General features: G+C 69.0%; 21 protein-coding genes. 8 read left to right on the forward strand and 13 right to left on the reverse strand.

What is annotated here, in order from left to right:
• Window positions 1-413 precede the first annotated feature (413 nt).
• A complete protein-coding gene (locus GV007_RS02080) occupies window positions 414-1,298 on the forward strand; it encodes a helix-turn-helix transcriptional regulator (RefSeq protein ID WP_160070785.1) in 885 nt (294 codons plus the stop codon).
• Between the two features lie 533 nt (window positions 1,299-1,831).
• Here the strand turns inward: GV007_RS02080 and GV007_RS02085 are convergent.
• From GV007_RS02085 to GV007_RS02100, 4 genes are all read right to left on the reverse strand, one after another.
• Window positions 1,832-2,242, reverse strand: a complete 411-nt coding sequence (locus GV007_RS02085) for a (R)-mandelonitrile lyase (protein WP_160070786.1) — start codon at window positions 2,240-2,242, stop codon at window positions 1,832-1,834.
• An 85-nt stretch (window positions 2,243-2,327) separates the two neighbouring features.
• Complete coding sequence (locus GV007_RS02090) at window positions 2,328-3,389, reverse strand: zinc-binding dehydrogenase (RefSeq protein WP_194676345.1); 1,062 nt, start codon at window positions 3,387-3,389, stop codon at window positions 2,328-2,330.
• A 602-nt stretch (window positions 3,390-3,991) separates the two neighbouring features.
• On the reverse strand, window positions 3,992-5,041 hold the full coding sequence (locus GV007_RS02095) for an FUSC family protein (protein ID WP_201297540.1): 1,050 nt from the start codon (window positions 5,039-5,041) through the stop codon (window positions 3,992-3,994).
• A gap of 57 nt (window positions 5,042-5,098) precedes the next feature.
• Complete coding sequence (locus GV007_RS02100; protein WP_160070787.1) at window positions 5,099-5,758, reverse strand: hypothetical protein; 660 nt, start codon at window positions 5,756-5,758, stop codon at window positions 5,099-5,101.
• A gap of 37 nt (window positions 5,759-5,795) precedes the next feature.
• Here GV007_RS02100 and GV007_RS02105 point away from each other — a divergent pair, with 37 nt between their 5' ends.
• Complete coding sequence (locus GV007_RS02105) at window positions 5,796-6,734, forward strand: alpha/beta hydrolase (RefSeq protein WP_160070788.1); 939 nt, start codon at window positions 5,796-5,798, stop codon at window positions 6,732-6,734.
• Window positions 6,735-6,787: 53 nt separating this feature from the next.
• Here GV007_RS02105 and GV007_RS02110 read toward each other — a convergent pair whose 3' ends face one another.
• The 3 genes from GV007_RS02110 to GV007_RS02120 are packed head-to-tail and all read right to left on the reverse strand — an operon-like array spanning window position 6,788 to window position 11,583.
• On the reverse strand, window positions 6,788-7,918 hold the full coding sequence (locus GV007_RS02110; RefSeq protein ID WP_160070789.1) for a hypothetical protein: 1,131 nt from the start codon (window positions 7,916-7,918) through the stop codon (window positions 6,788-6,790).
• Window positions 7,915-9,960, reverse strand: a complete 2,046-nt coding sequence (locus GV007_RS02115; protein ID WP_160070790.1) for a hypothetical protein — start codon at window positions 9,958-9,960, stop codon at window positions 7,915-7,917. Before GV007_RS02115 ends, GV007_RS02110 begins: the two co-directional genes overlap by 4 nt.
• A gap of 3 nt (window positions 9,961-9,963) precedes the next feature.
• The gene (locus GV007_RS02120; protein WP_236558260.1) at window positions 9,964-11,583 is read right to left on the reverse strand and encodes a phenylacetate--CoA ligase family protein; all 1,620 of its coding nucleotides are present in this window, start codon (window positions 11,581-11,583) and stop codon (window positions 9,964-9,966) included.
• Between the two features lie 171 nt (window positions 11,584-11,754).
• Between GV007_RS02120 and GV007_RS02125 the strand changes: the two genes are divergently transcribed.
• Both GV007_RS02125 and GV007_RS02130 read left to right on the forward strand, forming a co-directional pair.
• Window positions 11,755-12,759 (forward strand): intradiol ring-cleavage dioxygenase, encoded by a 1,005-nt coding sequence (locus GV007_RS02125; protein ID WP_160070791.1) that lies wholly within the window; start codon window positions 11,755-11,757, stop codon window positions 12,757-12,759.
• A 29-nt stretch (window positions 12,760-12,788) separates the two neighbouring features.
• Window positions 12,789-13,073: a twin-arginine translocase TatA/TatE family subunit gene (locus tag GV007_RS02130; protein ID WP_160070792.1), complete on the forward strand. Its 285-nt coding sequence runs from the start codon at window positions 12,789-12,791 to the stop codon at window positions 13,071-13,073.
• On the opposite strand, the gene GV007_RS02135 is transcribed toward GV007_RS02130, so the two are convergent.
• On the reverse strand, window positions 13,025-15,601 hold the full coding sequence (locus GV007_RS02135; protein WP_160070793.1) for an excinuclease ABC subunit UvrA: 2,577 nt from the start codon (window positions 15,599-15,601) through the stop codon (window positions 13,025-13,027). The two genes, GV007_RS02130 and GV007_RS02135, sit on opposite strands and share 49 nt — an antisense overlap.
• A 145-nt stretch (window positions 15,602-15,746) precedes the next feature.
• Between GV007_RS02135 and GV007_RS02140 the strand changes: the two genes are divergently transcribed.
• A complete protein-coding gene (locus GV007_RS02140) occupies window positions 15,747-16,928 on the forward strand; it encodes a Gfo/Idh/MocA family protein (RefSeq protein ID WP_160070794.1) in 1,182 nt (393 codons plus the stop codon).
• 686 nt (window positions 16,929-17,614) lie between these two features.
• Here the strand turns inward: GV007_RS02140 and GV007_RS02145 are convergent.
• The 3 genes from GV007_RS02145 to GV007_RS02155 form a co-directional block, all read right to left on the reverse strand.
• A complete protein-coding gene (locus GV007_RS02145; protein ID WP_104305783.1) occupies window positions 17,615-18,655 on the reverse strand; it encodes an NAD(P)-dependent alcohol dehydrogenase in 1,041 nt (346 codons plus the stop codon).
• 99 nt (window positions 18,656-18,754) lie between these two features.
• Window positions 18,755-20,446 (reverse strand): threonine/serine ThrE exporter family protein, encoded by a 1,692-nt coding sequence (locus GV007_RS02150; RefSeq protein WP_160070795.1) that lies wholly within the window; start codon window positions 20,444-20,446, stop codon window positions 18,755-18,757.
• Between the two features lie 32 nt (window positions 20,447-20,478).
• Window positions 20,479-21,552 carry an aminotransferase class V-fold PLP-dependent enzyme gene (locus GV007_RS02155; RefSeq protein WP_160070796.1) on the reverse strand — a complete coding sequence of 358 codons (1,074 nt, stop codon included), beginning with the start codon at window positions 21,550-21,552 and terminating at the stop codon, window positions 20,479-20,481.
• A 92-nt stretch (window positions 21,553-21,644) separates the two neighbouring features.
• Between GV007_RS02155 and GV007_RS02160 the strand changes: the two genes are divergently transcribed.
• The 3 genes from GV007_RS02160 to GV007_RS02170 are packed head-to-tail and all read left to right on the forward strand — an operon-like array spanning window position 21,645 to window position 23,957.
• Window positions 21,645-22,565, forward strand: a complete 921-nt coding sequence (locus GV007_RS02160) for a hypothetical protein (RefSeq protein ID WP_160070797.1) — start codon at window positions 21,645-21,647, stop codon at window positions 22,563-22,565.
• A 42-nt stretch (window positions 22,566-22,607) separates the two neighbouring features.
• Window positions 22,608-23,480, forward strand: coding sequence for a hypothetical protein (locus GV007_RS02165; protein ID WP_160070798.1), 873 nt, complete (start codon window positions 22,608-22,610; stop codon window positions 23,478-23,480).
• 12 nt (window positions 23,481-23,492) lie between these two features.
• Entirely contained in the window at window positions 23,493-23,957 is a 465-nt protein-coding gene (locus GV007_RS02170; RefSeq protein WP_160070799.1) for a DIP1984 family protein, read from the forward strand.
• A 292-nt stretch (window positions 23,958-24,249) separates the two neighbouring features.
• Here the strand turns inward: GV007_RS02170 and GV007_RS02175 are convergent, their stop codons facing one another.
• Together GV007_RS02175 and GV007_RS02180 are read right to left on the reverse strand one after the other, a co-directional pair.
• Window positions 24,250-24,717: a hypothetical protein gene (locus tag GV007_RS02175; RefSeq protein ID WP_146080460.1), complete on the reverse strand. Its 468-nt coding sequence runs from the start codon at window positions 24,715-24,717 to the stop codon at window positions 24,250-24,252.
• A 144-nt stretch (window positions 24,718-24,861) separates the two neighbouring features.
• The gene (locus GV007_RS02180) at window positions 24,862-25,137 is read right to left on the reverse strand and encodes a hypothetical protein (protein ID WP_160070800.1); all 276 of its coding nucleotides are present in this window, start codon (window positions 25,135-25,137) and stop codon (window positions 24,862-24,864) included.
• Between the last annotated feature and the right edge of the window lie 16 nt (window positions 25,138-25,153).

Here is a 25,153-nt window from a genome sequence, read left to right on the forward strand (position 1 = left end):
CGAGGCCTGATCCGTGCGGCCGCGCTCCTCTCTGCGCTGACCCCACCTCGCGGTGGTTCTCCCCTCGCGAGTGTCCAACTTCCGGGACGAAAACGCCCGCGCAGGCCCGGCCCGCGCGCCTAAGGCGATCTGGTCCCGGAAGTTGGCCAGCCACCCCGTCTTCAGCCGAGCCGGGACGGCCTGGATCCCGGGCAGGCTCCCGGGACGACGCCGGGGCCAACGCCGGGCCGGGTCCCCAGGCCCGGGCCTGCTTGGCTCCGCCCATGTCCAACTTCAGGGCAGAATCAGCCCCGACGGGCGCTCTGCTCGCGTTCCCGCAGAGATCTGCACTGAAGTTGGACAGCGCTCCTGCATCCGCCACCAGGTACTCGCGGGGCCTCCCTCGCTCGGGCCTGCGGGCGTAGCTTGGACACATGAACGATGTGCGCGCGCAGGTGAAGGAGTTCCTCAGCTCCCGCCGGGCGAAGATCACCCCTGAGCAGGCCGGGTTGCCGGCCTACGGAGGGAACCGCCGCGTCGCGGGCCTCCGGCGCGAAGAGGTCGCGATGCTCGCTGGCGTCTCTGTTGACTACTACGTGCGGCTCGAGCGCGGCAATCTGTCGGGCGCCTCGGAGAGTGTGCTCGATGCCATCGCGTCGACGCTGCAGCTCGACGAGGCAGAGCGCGAGCACCTGTTCAACCTCGCACGGGCGAGCGCTCCATCCAGGCGAGTGTCGAGGAAGCGGGGCGGCGGCGAGCTGCGCGCCTCGGTGCGTCAGATGCTCGACGCGTTCTCCGAGGCACCCGCGTGGGTGCGCAACGACCGACACGATGTCCTCGCGGCCAACCGCCTCGGCCGGGCGCTCTACTCCCCCGTCTTCGACGACCCTCGCCGGCCCGTCAACACGACGAGGTACATCTACCTGAATCCGGCGGCCCGTGAGTTCTGGCCGGACTTCGACCGCATCGCCGCCGACGCGGCATCCATGCTGCGAATGGAGGCGGGCCGGAACCCCCACGACCCCCAGCTGCACCAGCTCATCGGAGAGCTATCGACGCAGAGTGAGCTGTTCCGCGAGATGTGGGCGGCGAAGGACGTGAAGTTCCACCGCAGCGGCGTGAAGCGCCTGAACCACCCAATCGTCGGCTTGCTCGAGTTGAACTTCGAGTCGCTGCCACTGCCGAGCGAGCCCGGCCTCACGATGAACGTCTACACGGCCGCCGAGGGAAGCGCCAGCGCCGACGGCTTGCGGATGCTCGCGTCCTGGGCGGCGACAGAGTTCCCCGTCGAAGCGCAGGCAGCCTTCCAGCAGCAGTAGGCGCGGGCTCGCTGCCATCTGCCTGCTGCCTGCTGCTTGCTGCTTGCTGCTGCCCTGCCGCACGCAGTCGCCTCTCTGACGGACGCAAAAGTGAGCCAGAAGCATCCACCGCCAAGGATTCTGGATGTGCATCTGGCTCACGTTTGCGGAGGCGCAAGGTGGAGAGTCAGCGGGTGGCCGAGCGACGCCCGAGGCCTCGCCTGCCGGCGCGCGAGCCCTCGCTCGCTCGACTGACGGGCGCAGAAGTGAGCCAGAAGCATCCACCGCCAAGGATTCTCGATGCTTCTGGCTCACTTTTCAAAGGCGCCGGGCGTGCAAGGTCAGCGGGTGGCCGAGCGACACCCGAGGCCTCGCCCGCCGGCGCGCGAGCTCTCGCTCGCTCGACTGACGGGCGCAAAAGTGAGCCAGAAGCATCCACCGCCAAGGATTCTGGATGCACTGGCTCACGTTTGCGGAGGCGTGGGTCGGTGGGCAGAGTCAGCGGGTGGCTGAGCGGCGCACGAGGCCCTGCCGGCCGTCGCGCGCTCTCCCCACTAGCTCTGCGGGTATTCCTCCGGCGTGAGCAGCTCGCCCCAGACCGTCTCGGGCTCGTCGGAGTCAGCACCTGGAGCTTCCCAGAGCGCGAGGTGGCACATGAAGTTGTCGGCGGATGCGCCGTGCCAGTGCCACTCGCCGGCCGGGGTGTAGACGGTGTCGCCCGGGCGCAGCTCGATGAGCTCCTCACCACGCGACTGCACGTAGCCGTACCCCTCGGTGACGTGCAGGGTCTGACCGACCGCGTGGCGGTGCCAGGCCGTGTGCGCGCCCGGTGTGAAGCGCACCAGGTTGAGGCGGGTGCGCGACGGTTCGGTGCCCGCGTAGTAGGCATTGAAGTAGACGTCGCCGGTGAACCACTCGGCTGGCCCCTTGCTGGTCGCGCTCTTCGGCTGGAGTTCAGTGCTCATGAAGGTGTTCCTCTCGACAATCGATCACGCAATTTCGGTTCGTGCGCGGCCGCGCATGCGGTGAGCGTGCACGGCCGCTGGGCGCCTACATCTGGACGAGCACCTTGAGGGCTTCGCGCGCATCCATCGCGGCGTAGCCGGCCGGCACCTCGTCGATGCCGATCGTGCGGTCGAAGACGAGGCCGGGGTTGATGTCGCCGTTCAGCACCTGCTGGATAGCCGGTTCCATGTAGGCGCGGACGGGGGCGGGCCCGCCGGTGAGGGTGACGTTCCTGCCGAAGAGCGAGCCGAAGCCGATGGGGGCTTCCTCGTACTGCGGCACACCGACCCGGGAGATGACGCCGCCGGGGCGCACGATGCCGTAGGCCTGCTCGTAGGCGGGCATGTGGCCGACTGCTTCGAGGACGACGTGGCTGCCTTCGCCGTTCGTGAGGTCCATGACCTGCGCGATGCCGTCGTCACCGCGCTCGGCGACGACGTCGGTTGCGCCGAACTCGATGCCGAGATCGGTGCGCGAGGTGTGGCGACCCATGAGGATGATGCGCTCCGCGCCGAGCTGCTTGGCGGCGAGCACAGCCGAGAGCCCGACGGCGCCGTCACCGATGACGGTGACGGTCTTGCCGGCTTCGACACGACCCATGTGGGCTGCGTGGTAGCCGGTCAGATACACGTCGGACAGCGTCAGCAGGCTCGCAGTGAGCTCAGGGCTCTCCCCTCGGCCGAGCGCTGCGGCGTCGACGCCGGGCACGACGACCAGGCTGCCGTCGGCCTGCGGGATACGGGCGAACTCCGCCTGCAGACCGCCGACCTCGGGGCTTCCGTAGAAGCCGCCATGGAGGCACGACGTCTGCACACCCTCGCGGCAGAACACGCACGTGTTGTCCTGGAACGCGAACGGCGCGATGACGAAGTCGCCGACCTCCAGGGTCGTGACGGCAGCGCCGATCTCCTCGACGATGCCGATGAGCTCGTGTCCCATCGGGGACCCCTGTTCGCTCGACTGCATCGAGTGATACGGATGCAGGTCCGAACCGCAGATGCACGCCTGCGTGACGCGAACAATCGCGTCGGTGGGCTGCTGGATGGTCGGGTCGGCGACGGTCTCGACTCGGACGTCGCCTGCCGCGTACATGAATGTGGCCTTCATGGGTGCCTCTCGTTGCGCTTCCGGGAATGGCAGCGCGCCCGCCGCCCTCCTCGAGAGCGCCGGCCGCCGCCGTTCCTCCATTGGATCGCTACCAGCCTGCGCCCGGGAGGGTCGGTCGTGCCAGGTACTGGCATGCCCTGCCACGGCGCGCGCGGCGGGCGTCCGGCGTGGAGCGCGGCCAACTTGCGTGACGAGAACGGCGCACCGGGGCCCGAAGGGCACATTCCGGGCCCATCCATCCCGCGAGTTGAACAGAGGGGATTCCGACGGCGGGGCAGGGGGCCGCGAGCAGGGGGCCGCGACGGCGGGGCAGGGGGCCCCGAGGACGGGATAGGGGATTCCTAGGTCTGGATAGCAGGCCAGCTCTCTCAGCGGCGGCCAACTTGCGTGACGAGAACCGCTGCCGGGCCCCTGAGAGCGCATCCCCGACCGCCTCATCACGAAAGTTGGCCAGGTGGGGCAAACGGGCGGCACGTGCGCGCGGCCAACACAGGCGCGCGGCCAGCACGGCCGAACGGCCGGTGCAGGCGCGCAGGGCGAGAGACTCGGCCGAGCAGGCCCGGGCGACCAACCGCGCGAAGGCGGAGAGGCGTGCCTTGCCGCTACGCGTCAGCGGTGAGCCCCTCGTGGATGCGGCGGAGGTCTTCGATGAGGGAGCCGATGAGCACCCAGCTGCCGCCCTTTGGTGCCGAGACGACCAGCGGAGCGGTGAGGGCGGGCGGTTCGAGGATGAACCCGCGGGGCTCTCCGGGCTCACTCGGGATGAGGATGCGCGTGTCGTGGGCGGCCCGTCGGAGCTGCTCGGCGATCGCGATGGCCTGCGGCTCGTCCGCGAGGGTCGGCTCCCAGTGCTCTGCGACGGCACGGGTCATGCCGGTGAGCTGTGTGACGATCGGGCGGAAGCGGTCGAGGAGCTGCCGGCACTCGACGAGTTCCTCGTGGTGGCTCGACTTGCGCGGGTTGAACGCGAGGGACTCGAGGCCGTCGGCGATCGAGTTCTCTGCGGCGCCGGCCATGGGTCGCAGCAGGCGCGCCTTGAGGAGCATCTCGGTGAGGCTCGCGGCGGTCTGCGGCTGCTCGATGGCGTCGGCGAGTCGCTCCAACGACGCGGCGATCTCGTTGCCGAGCATCGCGGTGTCGCGTTGCGCAGGCCCGACGAGCACGGGCGGCAGGATGATGGCGTTCACGAGCAGCCCGAAGGCCGCGCCGATGAAGGTCTCGAGGATGCGGTCGAGCGCGTACTCGGGCGTGGATGCGCCTAGCGCGAGCACGAGCATGGCGCTGATGGCGACCTGGTTGCTGGTCGTCGCGGTCATGCGCAGCAGCCAGGCGACGACCATGGCGACGACGATCGCGAGGAGGATCACCCACGACTGGGGGCCGAGGACAAGCGAGATGGCGCTCGCGACGGCGACGCCGATGACGACGCCGGCACTTCGCTCGAGCGCCTTCGCGAACGACTGGTTGACGCTCGGCTGTACGACGAGCAGCGCGGCGACGGCCGCGAACACCGGCAATGGGCCAGGGATGAGCCACCCTGCGAGCAGCCAGGCGCCCACCGCCGCGACGGCGGTCTTCGCGACCTGCAGTGCGGGCACGCGCTTGCTCGCCTGAATCCGGTCGAGGCCGGTGAGACGGGAGAGGGAGCGCACTGACTCAGCGTATGCCGCGGGCCGGGGACGATGCTCAGCGAGTGCCAGGAGCCTCGGTCAGGACGTGGTCGCCGTGAAGATGACGAAGGCCAGGACGATGAGCAGCAGGATGACGAAGACGAAGACGCCGCCGGCGATCAGCAGGGCGAGGGCGACCGGGTGCGCCTGCCACCACGGCACGAGGCGAGGGTCCCGCTGGCGCAGCTGCGGCGGCGTGACGAGCTCGGGGACGGACATCCACGGCACGCCCCGGCTCGAGAGGTCCTGCATGATCGCCGTGAGCTGCTGCGTGCTCCACATCTGCCCGACGAGGATCAGCAGGCGGCGGTCGTGGCCCGTCACGATGAGGTGATGGGTGGGAGGTCCGGAGAAGCCGCCGAATGACATCCGGTCGACCGTGACGACGCTGGTGGCCTCTGCCGCCGCGAACCGGCGGGTGCGGAACATCCACTTGTGCTCGATCCAGCCGTCGCCGAAGCGGATGTAGGTCTCGCGCATCGACTTGCGCGCGAGCCAGATGGAGAGCGGCACGGAGCCCCCGAGGAGGACGACGATCAGTGCGCCGTAGCCGAAGCCGAGCCAGAAATCCTGCAGCGAGAAGATGACGGTGAGGATCAGCAGGAGAGGGGCGAGCATCCCGAGGCTGATCCAGGACTGCCGCATGTTCAGCGCGACGGCACGGCGCTGGGTTTCCGGGGAGAGGCGTAGCTCGTGCATTCGAAGAGCCTAGAGCGTGTGCCCGTATGGTGGGCGGATGCCGAGACGCTCGCCGACTGCACCGCACGGGGTGGATGCGACGGGTTCCTCCGTCGCTGGACCGAACGGCCCGGTTCCGGTCCGCAGCTACGCGCCCGCCGCCGGCACTCCCCTGATCTCGGGTTCCCCGGTGATCTGGCTGCACGGCGGCGGCTTCTACTCGGGCGGCCTCGACCAGCCGGAGACGCATGAGGTCGCGCTCGCTCTGGCGCGCACCGGGTTCGAGGTGACGACGGTCGACTACCGGCTCGTGACGCTCGGCGGGCGCGACCGGGCCCAGCGCGAGGCGTCCGGGTCCGCGAAGGGTCCGGAGCGATCCGGACGTGCGGAGCAGTCAGGACGCTCAGCTCGCTCGGAACGCGACCGCCGCCCCGATGTGCGCTTCCCCGTACCGCTCGACGACGTGCTCGCGGTCGTCGAGGCGGTCGCCTCCCGGTCGGGTCGTGACGTGGTGCTCGGCGGGGCGAGTGCCGGTGCGTGCCTCGCGGCGGCGGCGGCGTACCGGCTCGCGCGGGCTGAGCGCTCTCCCGTGCGTGGCCTCTTCCTGGCCTACGGGACCTTCCACGCGCAGCTGCCGACCCGGTCCTCCGAGCTGCTGAGCCGACTGCGCGGAAGCCGCCGCTACGTCCACACTCCCTGGCTCATCGGTGCCATGAACCTCAATTACGCGGGGAGCGAGGACGTGCTCTCGCGTCCGGATGCGTTCCCCGGCGGACACGACCTGACGGGCCTCCCGCCGTCGCTGGTGGTGGACGCGGACCGCGACGCGATGCGCGCATCCGGTTCGTCGTTCGCGCGCGAGCTCACCGCAGTTGGCGTCGACACCGAGTACCGTGTGGTTCCCGGCAGTGCGCACGCCTTCCTCAACCGGCCACGCGACCCGGCCTTCACGCGCGGCATCGACCTGATCAGCGAGTGGATGCGGCGCTTCGACTGAGTGGACCTGAGCGGACCGCAGCGGACGGTGAGGTCCGCGCAGAGGGGCGCTGTTCAGCGTCGCGGGGATCTGGGCGGATGCGCGTCTCTCGGTACTCCGACGCGCGTGACGAACAGTGGCACGTCGCGGCGGGAGAGGCCGAGCCGGTAGCGCAGCTCGCCCTGCGCGAGCGATGAGTCGATGACCTCTGAGGCTGGCGCGAAGGCTGCCCCGCGCGCAGTCGCACGCAGCCAGAGGCGCATGAGCGCCCGGCCCGCTTCGAGCACTCGCGCAGGTGGCAGCCCGAGCGGGGAGTTGAGCACCCGCGTGATCTCTGCCCCAGAGCCGAGGTCGAGCAGTTTGGTGTCGGCGACGAGCACGAAGGCCGTCGCCTCGGCGGGGGCGTCTTCGTCGGCGGCCGAAACGGGCACCTCGAGCAGCACCCGACGCCACAGCTCGCCGAGCGGTGCGGCGACGCCGACTGCCGCGTCTCGGAGGCGCCGCTTCCTGGTGAACGCCGAGGCGACCCGGGTGGCGAACGCGGGGATGCCGAGCGCCTTGTCGTTCAGCCCATCGACTGTGTAGCGCGGATGGGAGGGATGGAGCCGCAGCCAGTGCGCGAGCTCGCGCGCCACAGCCGGCTCTCGCAGAGTGTCGGCTGTGCCGAGGGACGAGAAGTGCCGCAGGTCATCAGCGTCGATGGGAACGAGCCGCAGCCACTCGGGGAGCGAGCCGGAGAGCTCGAGCACAAGACCACGCGCGGGCTCGAGCCCGCTGCGCACGGTCTTGCGTGCGGCGAGCATCCGTCGCTCGGAGTCGGGGTCGAACGCGGACTCGGCGTGCTGTGTCGTGTCGCCGTCGGCCGAAGACACGGTGTCGTGGTGCAGCTGGATGCGGAGCACCGGTTCGTCGCTTCTGGCCTGCACGATCGCTTCCGGGTCGGCAAGCGCGGGGAGGAGCTCGACGTCGAAGGCCACGCCGTGCGCTGCCGCGCTGACGCTGAAGGCCTCGAGCCACGCGCCGAGACCGAGCAGCGTGTCGCGACCGCTCGGGTCTGCGGCGGGGAGCGTCCGCTTCCGCGAGACTCTCAGCTCCACGGCCGCCCCGTCACCGATCATGCGCGGCGACCACGGCTGGGTGTTGTGCGCTGACGGTGCCGACGCTGCGTCGGCGATGATCTGATTCAGCGTGTGGATGCCGGTCATGGCTGCTCCCCCTGGTTCGTCCCCTGCTGCTGCCCCGCGATCGGTGTGTCTGCGCTCTGACTGCTCCGAGAGCCCACGGGCCGCCGGTAGAACACCGTGCTGTGCAGCTCCGATCCGCCCATCCTGCTGAGCTGCCTCGCCGAGGCGGGGTTGTCGAGGCCGATGTAGGTCGAGCGCAGCGCCGTGTAGCCGCCCTCGATGAGTGCCTCACCGACGGTGCGCCCCAGCAGCGTGCTGATCCCGCGGCCGCGAGCGTCGGGTGCTGTGCCCTGAATGGTGAGCACCGCTTCCCGTGGCTCCCGCCGTTGGCGCCAGATCTCGAGCAGCTGCCTCGCCCCGATGCGACCGGAGGAACGCTGCACGATGCGAGTCACGTCGGGCACGCAGAGCAGGAAGCCGAGTGGCGCACGTGTCTTCGCGTCGAGCGCGAACACCCAGATGGCGGGGTCGATGATAGCCACGAGCCCGCTGGTCGCCTCGCGCATCTGCGTTGGCGAGATCTGCGTGTAGTAGGGCAGCTCGGCGAAGGCGGCGTTGACGAGTTCCCGCTGACGGGCGACATCGCGCGCGAACCGCAAGCGCGACGCCCGCTCGATGACGATGCCGGCGGCCTCGAGTTCGGCCTCGGTCGGCGCCGTGAAGGCGTCGCTCTCGATCTGCCCGAGGCGGCCTTGCTCAAGGCGGGCGATCCAGGTCGCCGACTCGTTCCACGTCGTGAAGCCCAGCCCTTCGTACGCGCCTGGTACCCAGTCCGGGTTCCAGGCCCCCTCGACGAACCCTCGCTCGCCGAAGCCCGAGGTGATGACGCCGCCCACTTGATTGGGGAGCAGGGTGACAGGTCCGAGGAGCTCGCCCCGACCGGTCTTCGCCGCACGTTCCTCGACGGCTCCGACGATGGCTCCAAGTGCTTCCGCGTCGGCTGCGGCGACTGCCCCGAACAGCTGCAGCCTCGAGTTCAGCTTCGCATCGAGGGCGCTGCTCGTGTGCGTGACGGCGCGGGCAACCGGCATGCCCCCGCGGTAGGCGAGCAGCAGCTCGACCTTCGACTCGTGCGCGTGCTTGTCCTTCCACCACGAGCGGAGTGTCGACTCGAGCACCGGCACCTCACGGCTCGGGTCTGAGACGCGCCCCGGCAGCTCCACGAACTCCAGGAACTCGAGCTCAGAACTGACGCATCGCACCTCGATCCCGCGTGACTTCGGCTTCTCCCCAGCACGGCCAGAAAGCACATCGGTGGTCAGGACCGAGCCAGGCACCGCTGCGACTGGGCCGCGCGCACCCACATCAGTCCCGCGACCATCCGCTTCGTGAGCCACTCTGCCTTCGACGGTCGCCAGCTCCTCCTCGCTGGCGAAGAGTCGGATGAACCCGGCGTCGGCGTTCTTGGTGTCCTTGACGATCCACTGCATGAGGTGCCGGTGCTCGGGCATCCTCGCGAAGCGGATGAGGGCGTCGCGCGTCGAGAAGTTCGCCAGCGTGCCGAGCGTCCACGGCGCCTCCCAGTAGATGCCGTGCCAGCAGTAGTCGGGCATGCGCCGCATCTTGCCGGTCATCCGGCCCCAGATTCGACTCGTCACTGCCCAGGCGAGTGGGGTCGTGTAGCGGGTCGCACCCACGAACATCGATGCGGTGTCGAAGATCGTGTGCGACGGCGGCGGGATGGGCGTCGTGAGCCGCTTCGGCTTGCGCGTGGGCTCGGCGACGAGCGGTGGCGTGCGCCCTTCGGCCCGTTCCTTGGCGACGGGGGCGAAGTGGGGGTTGTGCGCCATCTCGCCGGGTGGCGGCTCGGGGTCGGCCCGCCAGATGCCGTTCGAGTAGCCGCGGGTCTCGGCGAGCAGGAGCTTCGTGCGCCCGTCGTGTCGAGCGGCGACCTCGCGGGCGCGCTCGACGCTCGCGAAGAGCAGCAGCTCCCCCGTGACCCGACGGTCGCGGAGGCGTCGCCGCCAGATCACGCCCTCCCGCTCGGCGCTGCGCCCCTCGACGATGACAAGGGCCTCCGCCCTTCCCTGGATGGGCGCCTTCGAGAAGTCGGTGGTGTACACGGCCTACTCGGCGTTCTTCACGACGTAGACGTTCTTGATCTTCGCGTTGCCCCCGGTGAACGGCCCCGTGCCGAAGGAGTGCACCTCGATGCGGAGATCACCCGTCGTCGGGTCCTCGTCGAGCGACTGGGCGAAGTCGCGCGAGACGGAGGCGAGGTGGTCGACGATGCCCGCCCTCGTCGTCTCGCTGAGCGTCGCGAGCTCCTCACTCGAGAGCGCCGCGCCCTCTCGCAACTGGAGATGCACGACCGGCCGCTGCTCGTGGCCGTCGAGCTCCAGCAGACCGAGCTTGAACGACTCGATGTCGCCAGCGTGCGGGTTGTCTCGGTAGAGCCCGTTCTCGATGTCGATCGGATAGAGGTTCGCGCCCATGTACGAGATAGTCGAGTCCTTCCTGCCGAAGAGCAGGAGGAACGGCAGCTTCATCCGCTGGACCGCGAATGCGCGGTGAAACGCCCTGGACAACGCGGGGTCGAGCTCGGCGATCTTCTCCCGTACCTCGGGGAACGAGAGGATCTTCGCCTCGTCGCCGATGTTGTAGCGCAGCTTCGGGCTGAGCACGGCAGACGAGTTGAGGGTCACGACGAGCTCGTTGCTCGCGTTCGTCTCGAGGTAGGTCTCGAGCGGGTTGTACTGGAAGACCATCGGGATGCGCGACTCGTCGTCACCGAGGAGCGCCCGCCTCAGCCGCTCGTCGGCGAACATCGCCCGGCGCAGCCAGACGCATGCGTCTGACTCGCCCGCCATGCCGATCGTGAGGTCGGATGCCCCGTACCCCGAGTACACGCGGCCGAAGCGCTCCTCCAGGTAGTCACGCAGCCCCTCGGTCATCGCCTCGCCTCCGACGAAGCCGTTGAGTCGATGCTTCGACCAGTCGAACCACTCCTCGCCGTCGAGCCGGTCGCGAAGGTGCTTCAGGAACGGCGGGTAGGCGCTCACCAGGTACTGGTACTTCGGGCCGAAGTGACGGATGGTGTCGACGATCTTGTCGATGTCCGGCCCGGTGTTCTTGACCATCGAGATCTTCGACAGCGCGTGGCCCGTGTTGGTGCCGGTCGCCCAGGCCCCCATCGAGAAGGCGTTGATGCCGAAGAGCTTCTTCGTGCCGAACAGCAGCGTGATGTAGCCCGCCACGTTGTTGTGGATGGTCTTCAGCTCGTGCCGCCCGCGGATCCAGTTGAAGGGGGAACCGCTCGACCCGCTCGACTCATCGACCACGGTGCCGACCGTGTCGATCTCCCCGCCCCAGCAGCGCTCGTCTTCCGTGTAGCGCTTGACGTAGTCGTCCTTGCTCGTCTCGGGGTAGCTCGAGAGCTGCCACCACCGGAACGTGAAGTCGTTCTCGTGCAGCCACCGCTGGTACGCGGGCACGTCGAGGTTGGCGCGCTGGCAGATCATCCAGGCGTTGAACTTCGCGAAGTCGCCCATGGCCGGCACGTAGTGGCGGGCGGTCCACCGCCAGACGGCGGGGTGCAGGTGGTAGAGGTCGTAGGTCTTCGTGAGCGCACCGGAACCGAGTCGCAGCAGCGTCTGCCGCAGCTTGGATGCACGCTGCAGGCCGGCTGGTCCTGGGCTCGCCGCTCTGCCTGTCGCCGACTCCCGAACATCGATCTGCTGCGTCACGTCGCTGCCCCGCCTCTCGCCACCGCCGAAGTGTGCGCATAGCTAAGCACGAGCCACGGACATTCAGCCTGGGATCAACGCCATAGCCAGAGCATAGGCATGGCATAGCCCCCTCCTGGGCCGGCGACTCATGCTGACGTCCGTCCCACGACGAAGAGCAGGAGCACCACGATGATCAAGATCCCCGAACCAGACCTCACGCCTGACGGACCCGCCTACGAGGGCAGGCTCCTCGACCGAGCGGACGAGGAGGTCGTCGACCAGGGCGTCGCCTTCGACATCGGCACGCTCCTGTCGCGGCGCGGACTGCTCAGCATCTTCGGGGTGGGGGTCGGAACGGTCGCCCTCGCCGCGTGCACCCCAGCCGGATCCGGTGCTGCGGGCACCGCCGCGGCGACGGCAGCGGCCACGGCCAGCCCGTCCGCGAGCGCATCGGCAGCAGCCGGCGCCCTCCCCGCGAGCGAGATCCCCGACGAGACAGCCGGCCCCTATCCGGGCGACGGCTCGAACGGCGCGGATGTGCTCGAGCAGTCCGGGGTCGTGCGCAGCGACATCCGCACGAGCATCGGCAGCAGCACTGCAGCTGCCGGTGTGCCCATGACGCTCACGCTCACGATCCTCGACATGGCAAACGGCGACCGGCCGTTCGAGAACGTCGCCGTCTACGTCTGGCACTGCGACGCCACAGGCGGCTACTCCATGTACTCCGAGGGCATCGAGAACGAGACCTTCCTCCGCGGGGTCCAGGTCGCCGACAGCTCGGGCAGCGTCACCTTCACGTCGATCTTCCCTGCCTGCTACACGGGCCGCTGGCCGCACATCCACTTCGAGGTGTACCCGACGGTCGACGACATCACCGAGTCCACCAACGCAATCTCGACCTCGCAGGTCGCGCTGCCCGAGTACGCCTCGAACGCCGTCTACGCGCTCGCAGGCTACGAGGGATCCGCCTCGAACCTGGCCCAGGTCAGCCTCGACTCCGACAACGTGTTCGGCGACGACGGCGGTGCCCTCCAGCTCGCAACCGTCACCGGCGATGCGACGAGCGGCTACAACGTCGCGCTCACCGTGCGCGTCGATACCACGACCGCCCCGACCGCAGGCGCGGCCCCCTCCGGCGGTGGCGGTGCCGGAGGGCCAGGCGGCTCCGGCGGGCCCGGGGCACCCGGGAACTGATCGACAACCGACAACCGAAGGGACCCTTCATGCTGGCGAATCTCACCGGCTGGCACGGCCTCGCCGTGCTCGCCATCATCGTGCTCATCTTCGGCGCGTCCAAGCTGCCCGCCCTCGCGAAGAGCGTCGGACAGTCGATGCGCATCCTCAAGACGGAGGTGCGAGAGCTCGACACCGAGGTGACCGAGGCACCCCCGGCGAAGGTCAGCACCGACGGTCACCCCAAGAGAGGAACGCCGAGCCAGCCGCGAGGAGCGGACCCGGATCAGCGCTTCCCGGATGCCGCCAGCCGCTCCACCGCGAGCTTCAAGTAGGGGGCGGTCGCGCTGCCGTCGGCAGCCGCCACCTCCTGCGGGGTGCCCTGCGCGACGACCTCGCCGCCCTCGTCCCCCGCACCCGGCCCCATGTCGATCACCCAGTCCGCGCCGGCGACGACGCGCATATCGTGCTCGACGAGGATGACGGTGTTCCCCAGATCGACGAGGTCGTGGAGATGCCCGAGGAGGCGATCGGAATCAGCGGGGTGCAGCCCCGAGGTCGGCTCGTCGAGCAGATAGAGGGTGTCGCCCTGCTGAGCCCGACGCAGCTCGGCAGCGAGCTTCACGCGCTGCGCCTCACCGCCTGAGAGCTCCGGCGCGGGCTGGCCGAGCGAGACGTAGCCGAGCCCGACATCGGTGAGCGCGTCCAGATGCTGGAGCACCTCCGCCCGACCGGCGAACTTCTCCCGAGCCTCGGTGACGCTCATCGCGAGCACGTCCGCGATCGACGATCCCTCGTACTCGATCTCCAGCGTCTCCGCGTTGTAGCGCTTCCCGCCGCAGGTCGAGCACGGCGCCTGCACCGTGGGCAGGAAGAGCAGCTCGACCTCCATCGTCCCCTCGCCCTTGCACGTCGGGCAACGACCGCTCGGGAGGTTGAACGAGAATCGACTCGCCGAGTACCGCCTGCGCTTCGCCTCATCCGTCGCCGCGAACAGGGAGCGGATGCGGTCGAACAGCCCCGTGTAGGTCGCGACGTTCGAGCGTGACGTGCGCCCGATCGGCGCCTGGCTGACCTGCACGATGCGCGTGAGCCGCTCGGCCGGGCCGTTGGCTCGACCGCGCGTGGTCTCTGCCGCGACAGCGACCATGGGGTCCGCCCCGTCCGGCTCCTCATCGGCGACGGCCTCGCCCAGCTCACTCGCCAGACTCGCACGAAGCAGGTCGGGCAGCGCCTGGTTCACCAGCGTCGTCTTCCCCGAGCCCGAGACCCCCGTGACCGCGGTGAGGCAGCCGAGCGGGAACGCCACGGACAGTCCGCGGATGTTGTTGCGCACCACACCCTCGAGCGCAACCTGCTGCTCCCTAGGCCGAGCATCACGCAGCCTCGGTTTCGGCGAGTCCTCGCAGTCGAACAGGTAGCGGCGCGTCACCGATTCCTCGGCGGACGTCACCCCCTCGAGATCGCCCGAGTACACGATGCGGCCGCCGGAGGCTCCGGCCCCCGGGCCGATGTCGACGATCCAGTCCGCCTCGCGGATCACGTCGAGCGAATGCTCCACGTAGAAGACCGTGTTGCCGCGATCACGAAGCCCGCGCAGGATCCGGAGGAGCGCCTCCGTGTCTGCAGGATGCAGACCCGCCGAGGGCTCATCGAGCACGAACACGACACCGAAGAGCCCAGCGAGCAGCTGGTTGGCGAGCCGAAGCCGCTGTAGCTCACCGCCGGAGAGCGTGCCAGTCTGCCGGTCGAGGGAGAGGTAGCCGAGCCCGAGGTCCGAGAGCGGCGCGAGTCGCGCGCACAGCTCACCGGCCAAGCGTCGCGCCGCGAGGTCCTGCTCCGGGGCCAGCGCCTGCCCCGCCCGAACCCAGCCGGGCTCGAGCACACGCTCCATCAGCACAGCCAGTTCGCGCAACGGCATCGCCGCGATCTGCGTGATGTCGAGCCCCTCGAAGGTCACGGCAAGAGCATCCGGCTTCAACCGCGTGCCCCGACACGACGGGCACTGCACGCTCTCCATGAACGCGGCAGCCTTCTCGCGCATCCGCTCGCTCTTCGAATTGGCGAAGGTATCGAGCACGTACCGCTTCACGCCGACGAACGTGCTCATATACGAGGGCTCGTCGCCCGCCGCCACCGCAGCGCGAACCTGCGCGGGCGACCTGCCCGTGAACACCGGCACCTGCGGCTTCTCCGTCGTGTTCAGCAGCCACGACCGGCGCTCGCTGGGAACCTCGCTCCACGGGATGTCGATGTCGTAGCCGAGCGAGACGAGGCTGTCCCGGAGCTGCTTGCCGTGCCACGCCGTCGGCCACGCGGCGATCGCCCCGTCGCGGATGCTCAGCGACGCATCCGGGATCATGAGCGACTCGGGCACCTCGTAGACGCGGCCGAGCCCGTGGCAGTTCGGACAGGCGCCCTGCACTGTGTTCGCCGAGAAGTCCTCCGCGAGCAGCATCGGCGCACCCTCCGGATACACGCCGACCCTCGAGAACAGCATGCGCACGACATTCGCGATCGTCGACGTGCTCCCGACCGTCGAACGCGCGCTTCCGCCTCCTCGCTGCTGCGGGAGCGCGACCGCAGGCGGCAGGCCCTCGACCGAATCCACGTCGGGCGGCGAGACCTGGTTCATGAGGCGGCGTGCGTAGGGTGCGACCGACTCGAAGTACCGCCGCTGCGCCTCCGCATAGAGCGTGCCGAACGCGAGCGAGCTCTTCCCAGAACCCGACACCCCCGTGAAGGCGACAAGCGCATCCCTTGGGATATCGACGTCCACGCCGCGCAGATTGTGCTCACGAGCACCCCGAACGACGACTCGATCCGGCGGCCCTGCGGTCAACTGTCCCTCGGCGAAACCCATCGACACAGCATGCCGCCCGCGCTCCTCCCGAAACTGAACGCTTCAGGTAACGCAAGGTTACGCAGAGCTACGACACGACCACACCGAGTAGAAATGTCTCGTTGTCCGAACATATGACAGCTCCCAGCTGGACAAAGGAGTTCCCATGACCGACCAGACCACCACCTCGCCCCGCACCATCGGCGTCGGCCTCATCAGCGTCGGCTGGATGGGTCGCCTCCACTCGCGCGCCTACCGAGCCGTCCCCGACCACTTCCCCGAGCTCGGCATCAAGACGCGGCTCGTCGTCGCGGCCGACCCCGTGCCGGAAGCCCGCTCACAGGCAGAGGAACGACTCGGCTTCGAGCGCACCGTCGCCGACTACCACGAAGTGCTCGCCGACCCAGAGGTCGACGTCGTCTCGATCTGCTCCCCCAACTTCCTGCACGCCGAGATGGCCATCGCGGCAGCCGAAGCCGGGAAGCCGTTCTGGATCGAGAAGCCCATGGGACGCTACGCGTCCGACTCGCGGCGCATCGCATCCGCAGTGGATGCCGCCGGCATCGTCACGGCTGTCGGGTTCAACTACCGCAACGCACCCGCGATCGCGCACATGAAGCAACTCATCGAGGATGGCGCCATCGGCCGCGTCACGAACGTGCGCGGCGCGCTCCTCGCCGACTACTCGTCCGACGCCCTCGCACCGCTCACGTGGCGCTTCGAGCGCGAGCGCGCAGGATCCGGCGTGCTCGGCGACCTGCTCTCGCACGGCCTCGACCTCGCCCAGCACGTCGTCGGCCGCATCGGCAGCGTCTCCGCGACCGCCGAGACCTTCATCACCGAGCGCCCAGCACCGGGCACGGGCATCGTCGACCGCTCCGCCCCCGGAACCGGGGAGCTGAAGCCCGTCGAGAACGAGGACTACGCGGCCCTGCTCATGCGCTTCGACAACGGCGCCATCGGCATCATGGACTCCAGCCGCATCATGCGCGGCCCCCGCGCCGAGTACGCCCTCGAGGTGTACGGCACGAACGGCTCGCTGCGGTGGGACTTCCAGCGCCTCAATGAGCTCGAAGTCTGCCTCGACTCCTCGACCCCGTACGGCTACACGACCGTCTACATGTCCCCCGGCCACGGCGAATTCCACCGTTTCCAGCCAGGCGGCGGAACCGGCATGGGCTTCGACGACCTCAAGACCATCGAGGCGGCGCGATTCCTGGAGAGCGTCGTCACGGGCCGCCAGGTCGCTCCGTCGGTCGCCGACGGGCTCGTCGCCGCGCAGATCGTCGAGGCCGCGGAGGCGTCCATCGAGGACGGCCGCTGGCACGACGTGCCCGCGCGCGCGTAGCCGCCGGCACGGCGCCTCCGCCGACGCCGATCCCGATTCCGGCGTCCCGAACCCCAGAGTCCCGGAGCCCGTGGAAGTCTCGGGCTGGGGAAGTCACTTCGTTGCAGGAACATCCCCAGCACGAAGTGACTTCCCCAGCCCGAGACTCCGCGCCACGCACCCGGGACCACATCCCCGCCCGCGTGTAACCGCCGCTGGCGCCGCCGCGACTGCCGAGCCCCGGAACCCAAGTCCCTGGAGCCTCCGAATCCCCAAGCCCCGGGGTCCCGGAGCCCGCGAAAGTCTCGGGCTGGGAAAATCACTTCGTTGCAGGAACATCCCCAGCACGAAGTGACTTCCCCAGCCCGAGACTCCGCGCCACGCACCCGAGACCACATCCCCGCCCGCGCGCAGCCGCCGCTGGCGCCCCAGACTTCGACACCGCCGACACGTCGCCAACGACCTCGCCCCCGCCGACGAGTCCCGGAACCCCAAAGTCGCGAAGTCACCGGAGTCCCCAGAGCCCCCAGAGCCCCCAGAGTCCCAGAGCCCCGGAGCCCGTGGAAGTCTCGGGATGGGGAAGTCACTTCGTTGCAGGAACCTACCCAGCACGAAGTGACTTCCCCATCCCGAGACCTCTCGGAACCCATCCCGAATCGACGGAGGGCTGGCCGGGCGAACGCCGCGACCAGCCCTCGAGACGACCGCTAGAACGTGGCGGCGTCGATCACGAAGCGGTAGCGCACGTCCGACTTGAGGACGCGCTCGTAGGCCTCGTTGATCTGCGCGGCGTCGATGAGCTCGATCTCCGGCGCGATGTCATGCTCGGCGCAGAAGTCGAGCATCTCCTGCGTCTCGCGGATGCTCCCGATCGTCGATCCGGCGAACGAGCGGCGGTTGTTGAAGAGCGTGAACGCGCGCACAGGGATCGGCTCGGCCGGCGCACCGACGTAGACCATGGTGCCGTCGAGCGTCAGCAGGTTGAGGTACTGGTCGATCTCGAGGTTCGCGCTCACCGTGTTGATGATGAGGTCGAACGTGTTCCGCAGCTCCGAGAACGTGGCCTTGTCGCTCGTCGCGTAGTAGTGCTTCGCTCCGAAGCGCAGTCCGTCTTCCTGCTTGCTGAGGGTCTGCGAGAGCACGGTGACCTCGGCGCCCATGGCGACGGCGATCTTCACGGCCATGTGACCGAGGCCGCCCATGCCGACGACGGCGACCTTCTTGCCGGGTCCTGCATTCCAGTGGGCGAGCGGCGAGTACGTCGTGACGCCCGCGCAGAGCAGCGGGGCGGCCTTCTCGTACGGGATGCTCTCCGGCACGCTGAGCACGAAGTCGGCGTCGACGACGACGTTCGTCGCGTATCCGCCCTGCGTGATGCTGCCGTCGCGGTCCTTGCCGCCGTACGTCATGACGTTGCCGTTGGTGCAGTACTGCTCGGAGCCGGCCTTGCAGTTGTCGCACTCGCGGCACGAGTTGACCATGCAGCCAACGCCGACGCGGTCGCCGACCTTGTGCTTGGTGACGTCGGAGCCGACCTCGGCGACCGTGCCCACGATCTCGTGGCCGGGGGCGAGCGGGTAGGGAACCTGGCCCCATTCGCCGCGGACCGTGTGGATGTCGGAGTGGCAGATGCCCGAGTAGGCGATGTCGATGAGCACGTCGTTCGCGCCGACGTCGCGGCGCTCGATGGTGATGGACTCGAGCGGTTCGGTTGCTGAGGGGGCGGCGTAGGCCTTCGCGGTCGTCATTCGTGCTCCTTCGGGATGTGCTTGGAGGTCGTTCGCTCGCCTGCTCCGGTTCTCAGAGCACGGCGGGACCGAGGAGACTCTATGCCTCACCCCCGACCGTCACTCTCCGCGAGCGTTCAGGTCGCCGCGCTTGAGCGCGACGTTGGGGTGCGTCGGCCGTGCCGTCTCGTCCGGCTGGGCTGGCGCCGCTGGCGCGTCTGGAGCCTTCGCGGCGGCGCCGGTCACCGCATCCACGACCTCGTCGACCGAGACGATGCGCAGCATCCCGGTTTCGAGGCCGACGGCGACCTCGTCGGGGATGACGTACATGGCGCGCGTCTCAGGACCGGCGGTCGCGGTTCCTCGGAACTGTCGCTTCGACATGACCCTCGCCTCGCGCGGCGCGCCACGACGACGCCTGAACTGCCGGGCGAGGAACCGCCCCAGCGTGACGCCGCCGGCGATGCCGATGCCGATGGAGCCCGCCTGCACGAGTCGCAGCACCCCGTCGTCCGAGGAGGAGCTCGACGTGATGTCGAGCATCCCCTGGTAGATGGCCAATCCTGGCAGCAGGGGCACGGTGCCGCAGACGGTGGTGATGGTGGCGGGGATGTGCAGCTTGCGTGAGAGGCCTTCGCCGAGGATGCCGATGATGAGGGCGGGCACGGCGGTCGCGACGAGCGGCTCTGTGCCGGCCGTCACCAGGATGTCGTAGCCGAGGTACGCAATTCCGCCGAACACCATGGCGACCAGGGCAGTGCGCACGGTCGCGTAGGACGCGAGCGCCCACGCCGCGGCTGCGATGGCGGCGCCGAACACCTGCACGGCCGATGGCCACGGCTGCACGGATCGCTCGACGAGGCGCAGGTCGATGCCGAGGCCCCGCGCGACGTCGAGCACGATGGCGATGCCGACGATGAGGCCGAGCGTGAGCAGCACCACTTCGAGCAGCCGACCCATCGCCGTGATGGGGAAGCCGTTGATGGCGTCGTCCGCAGCCCCAACGAACGACATCCCGGCGAGGAGGACGACAAGCCCGGATGCGACGACAAGCGCCGGCGGGAGCGCAGCGAAGTCGACGGGCAGCACCGGACGCAACGCGAGCAGGCCGACGGCCACGCCCGTCGCGATCGCGGCGCCAGCGATCTGCAGGAAGAAGGCGGGGAGCCCCCAGCGGCCCAGCGCTTGGAGGACGAGGTCGACGATCACGGTCGTCGCCGCCGAGAGCAGGCACACGAGCGGTCCGCCGCCGAGCAGGAAGCCGACACCGCCGGCCATGAGTGCGAGCCACACGGTGACCATCGAGCGGCGGAAGCGCTGCGGGGCGACGAGGATCTCGTCGAGGCGCTGGTGGAACGACTCGAGCTGCTGCAGAGCCTCCTCCAGCTTCGCCGGGTCGTCGATCGTCTCGGCGACGTCGATGTCGTTGGGGTCGGCCGCGATCTCGCGGGACAGCTCCATGACCCGGGTGAGGCGGTCGTAGTCGGGGAGGCGGCTGTTGACGACGCGCAGCAGGCTGATGCCCGCGCCGTCGTTCGCTCCGTCGTGCACGACCAGGATCGACGTGAAGGTGAGGTCGATCTGGCAGTCAACGCCGAACGCCTTCGTGGTGCGGCGGATCGCGTCCGTCACGTCCGTCGCGGAGGCACCGAGCGCGAGCATCGTCTCGCCGACCCGCACGGCCAGCTCGAGCACCTCGCGGATGCTGCGTTCGGCGAGCAGGGCACGCTGCGCGCGGCGCCCGATGGTCGTCGACGGGGTTTTCCCGCCGACCTTCCTGGCCAGGTTGTCGAAGAAGTTCTTACCGCGCACGGCCGGAGTCTAATTGCGCGGGAGGGGCCGCGTCAGCGTCCGGAGACGATGTGCACGAGGCCTCTCAGCGCTTCTCCGAGCGGCTCGACCTCGTCGGCGGTGTTGTGCGCGTGGAAGGACAGCCGCAAGTTACCGGCGCGGTTGGCGGCCACCATGTCGAGGCGCTCGAGCGTGTCCTTGATCTGCCTGGCTGCGCCCTCGACGGGGGCGAGCGCGAGGATCGCGGAGCGAGCATCCGGGAGTCCCGCCGCCGACGCGAACGCGGCGCTCACCTCGAGCGCGTGCGCTTCCAGTTCTGCGGCTCCAACTTCGAGGAGGAACTCGAGCGAGGCCTCCGTGCCGACCCATGCCTGCCAGGCGGGCGAGACGTCGAAGCGTCGCGCATCCGCTGCGAGCCGCAGCGGCAGCCCGTAGATGCTCGACCACGGGTCCTCACCTGCGTACCAGTTCGCGGCGAGCGGGCGGATGCTGTCGTGCAGTTCCGGATCGAGCGTCAGGAAGGCGGTGCCTCGCGGGCACAGCAGCCACTTGTAGGCGGCGCACACGGTCGCGTCGAAGCGGCTCGCGTCGACGTCGTTCCACCCGGCGGATTGCGTGAGGTCGATGAGGGTGCGCGCCCCGTGCTTCTTCGCGGCCGCTGCGATGGCGTCGAGGTCGGCGAGGGTGCCGGTCGAGGACTGCACCGCCGAGACGACGACCCAGGCCGTGTCCGCGCGGATCTCCTCGGCGAGGGTGTGCACGGGCACCTCGCGCAGCCTGAGGCCCCGGTCGGCGTGGGCCGCGAACGGGAAGCTGACGCTCGTGAAGTCGTTCTCGGCGAAGAGCACCTCGGCGCCGTCCGGAACCGAGGCCGCGATGAGCCCGACGAGGGGCGAGACCTGGTTGCCGATCGCCACCCAGGCGGCGGGCACGTGCACGAGCTCCGCGTAGAGCTGCCGCGATCGAGCGACCGTGGCGTCGTAGTCGTTCGCCTGTCGACGCCCCGCGCTCCACCCTGCGATCTCGCGCGTGAGCGCATCCGTCGTCGTCTTCGGCGGCAGCCCCATCGACGCGGTGTTCAAGTAGAGGGGCTCCGCCGTGAAGGCGGTTGCGTGGATCCAGGACATGTCGCCAGGCTAGCGACCAAGGTTGGGGCGCGCCGAGCCGACGTCCGCAACTGGGGCTGGCGCCTTCGGCCGCTCCCCAATAGTTTGATCGCATGACCGGCTTCCAGGCCCCGACATGCCGCCGCCGATCGGCGGTGACCGCAGTCGCCCTCCTCTGCGTGGCCGTGCTGGCGGGATGCTCACCGGCGGGCACACCAAGCGAGAGCACTGCCCCGACCGCCACGGTGGTTCCTGGCGCTTACCTCGAGGAGTTCGAGCTGGAGGTCGCGAGAACAGCGACCGACGAGGACCTCGGCCTCCTCGTCCGCGGCGGCCAGACGCGGATGCATGCGGCAGCCCTGAACGACGACGGGCAGAGTTTCCGACTGGTGCGCTTGGATTTCGCAGGTGACACCTGTAGTGAGGCACCCACGCGCCTGATGCTGCTCGACTCGACCACGATCCTCATCACATATGAGCGCATCGTGCCTTACACGTCGTGCCTGACTTCGGGGACGACGCGAGTCGACGAATTCCGGGTGCCACCCGGGGTGGAACCGGTGGGGCTTGAAGTTCGGACCACGAACACGCATTCGGCGTCGCAGCCGTTGACCTTCGAGGCCCCGAGCGTGACGGCGACGACGGGGGCCGTTTCAAGCAGCACAGCGCTCGCGGATGTCCCTTCGAGACTCGCGACCGACGAGGAGTCTGCACTCATGACCGGCGACAAGACGATTCCACGACACCCCAAAGTCGTCGCAAGCGACAGCACCACCTTCACCATCGCCCGGTTTGACGCCCTTGAGCCCTGCAACTCCGTGCCGAGCGAGCTGATCGTGCTCAGCTCCACGGAGATCTCCGTCAATTACCGCTCCTTCTCACGTGAGGGCGGCTACTCGGATTGCGTCCCCGGCTCGGTCGACCTGGCTGAGCAATTCGAGATCCCTGCCAGCGTCGCGGGCTCGGTGACCGTCTCGATCACCGAGGAGACGCCGAAGGCGAAGCCGATCTACATCGAGCCATCAACCGTATGAGATCGAGGACGTGTGAACTCCGCAAAAACAACCACAAAGGCGGTGGCAGCCTGCCTGGCCGCAGCGCTCCTGCTCACCGGATGCGCGCCCACCGTTCCGCGAGCCGACGACCCGCCCGCGAGCGAAGTCCCTGTCTCTGATATCTACGTCGAGGAGTTCGAGCCGACAGTCGCGCGCACGGCCACCGAGGACGAGTGGCAGCTCCTCATGCAGTCGGAGAACTACCGCTCGACCGCGGCGATCCTGAGCGAGGACGGCACGACGTTCCGCGTCCTTCGCGACGACAACGGCGAAGATACCTGCAGCCAGGCTCCCGTTCGACTGATGCTGCTCGATGACGACACGATCCTCCTCACCTACGACTACGTTGGCGACCCCGGACAGATCTGCACCCTCACCGCGACGACGCGCGTCGACGAGTTCACGGTTCCGCCCGGGGTCACTCCCGCGGGCATGAAGGTTCGCTTCGCGACGGCGAACTCGTTCGAGGAGCCTCTGACCTTCGAGAACCCCACCGCTTCGACGCTGGTGCCGCTGCCGAGCATCACGTCGTTCGAGGGGGCGGTTTCACCCGTGGCCAGTGCGGCGCAGTCCGCCCTGATTCCGGGAACTGACCCCACGCAACGACGACCGGTGCTCGTCGCTGACGACAGCACCTTCACGATCATCCGCCAAGATCGGGCCGAACCCTGCACCTTCGTGCCAAGCGAGCTCATCGTGCTGAGTCCGTCGGAGATATCCATCCACTACCGGTCGCTCGAGAAGGATGGTGACGGCGCCAGCTGCAGCATCGATCCGGTCGATCGCGCCGACGTGTTCGACATCCCTGCAGGCGTCGCCGGGCCTGTCTCCGTCACCACGACAGCTGAGAGCTGGATCTTCGGCGCTGCCATCATCGAGCCAGCAACGACGTGAGATCGTAAGCACATGAAACTCGCCGAAGCGCTCCTGGAGCGCGCTGATCTGCAGAAGCGCGTTGCGTCGCTGCAAGCTCGCATCGTCGCGAACGCCTCCTATCAGGAGGGCGAGCAGCCGACCGAAGACGCCAGTGAGCTGCTCGAGGAGTGCGCGACTCGCCTCCTGCAGCTGGAGCGCCTCGTGACGTCGATCAACATCACCAACGCGACCGCGCCCACGGAAGATGGGCGCACGATCACGGCGCTGCTCGCGGCGCGGGAGACGCTGCGCACGCAGCACAGCATCCTGGTGCGGGCAGCGGATGCGGCGGCCGGGTCGTGGGGACAGCGGCAGATGCGCAGCGAGCTGCGGCAGATGTCCGCCCTGCCGGTGCGCGACGTGCGAGCCAAGGCCGACGGGGTCGCTCAGGCGCTCCGCGAGCTGGACGTCATCATCCAGCGCACGAACTGGGAGGTGGAGCTCCTCGAGGCGTAGCCGTCGACGGGGCGAACACGGGGAAGACTGTCGCGGTGAGTCGGTAGGCGAACGGCGCGAGCACACACCGAGGGCTGGCGGTTTCCAGTCCACCTGTCGACGCGGTGGGCAGCGTCTCGGCTTCGGCCGTCACACCTCAGCCCAGCACCCTTCACCGGGAACCGCGCACGCAGGACACCTCATCACCATGTGCTGGCCGGACGCCGAGGGCGGGATCGGGGACCTCACCGCACCAAGCGCAGCGGACCGCATCTTGCGAGTGCCCGCGGGGTTCTGCGGCGCCTCGTGCGCGCTACGCCTGCTCGCTCGGCAGCACCGACACGGCGAACCACTGCCCGTAGCCGTCCTGCGCGAAGGTGAGCGTCGATCCGCGGTCGATGGTCGCCTCGTTGTGGGTTCCGCACATCGACACGTGCTGCGTGTCGTAGGAAACACCTGGGCGCACCTTGCCGTCGATGACGGGCAGCAGTGCAACCGGGCCGTCGGTTGTCAGGCCCGGCAGGTCGCGGTCGCCGACGCGGAACAGCTCGCGGTCGATGCCGGAGCTCGCGGCGAGCGCATCGACATCGCTGTACGGGCAGCCGAGCACAAACGCACTCGCGTCCTCGGGGAGCAGCTCATCGATCTCCATCGTGGCCGAGAGCTCGTTGACCTTGAGGTGATCGACCAGGCGCACCGGATCGGGGGTCGCGCAGGCCGACAGCGAGGTCACGGAGAGCACGCTGAGGGCGACGAAGGTCACTGCTCGACGGGGGTGCACATGAGTGACACTACTTGTTGGACCGGGTCTATCGCGTCATCCGAAGTGGTGAACTTCGTCATCCGAGAGATGGATGTGACGCATCCGTGGCCGTGCATGCGTGCTTCCGGACGACGCCAGCTCTCCACGGCACCTCCCCCGCGCCTAGGAGCGATCTGCGGGGCGCGCGCCGACCGCGTGAGAGATGGGCGTCGGGAAGAAGTCGCGCGGCTCGAGGAGTTCCGCCCGGTGCGTCCCACAGCTCGCACAGGCGCTGTAGATGATCGTGCCGAGCGATGTCGCGTGTCGGGATGCGGTGACCCATCCGTGCTCGACACACGTCACGCCGGTGTCGGCGGCTGCCGGGATGGGCGCGTGCACGTCGTCGGGGAGCGTGATGGGGCGCGTGGCGAAGTCGTCTGCGGGCGTGAGTTTCTTCATGCCATCGAGCCTGGTG

The organism is Pseudoclavibacter sp. 8L (genome assembly GCF_902506465.1).
In the GTDB taxonomy this organism is placed as follows: domain Bacteria; phylum Actinomycetota; class Actinomycetes; order Actinomycetales; family Microbacteriaceae; genus Pseudoclavibacter.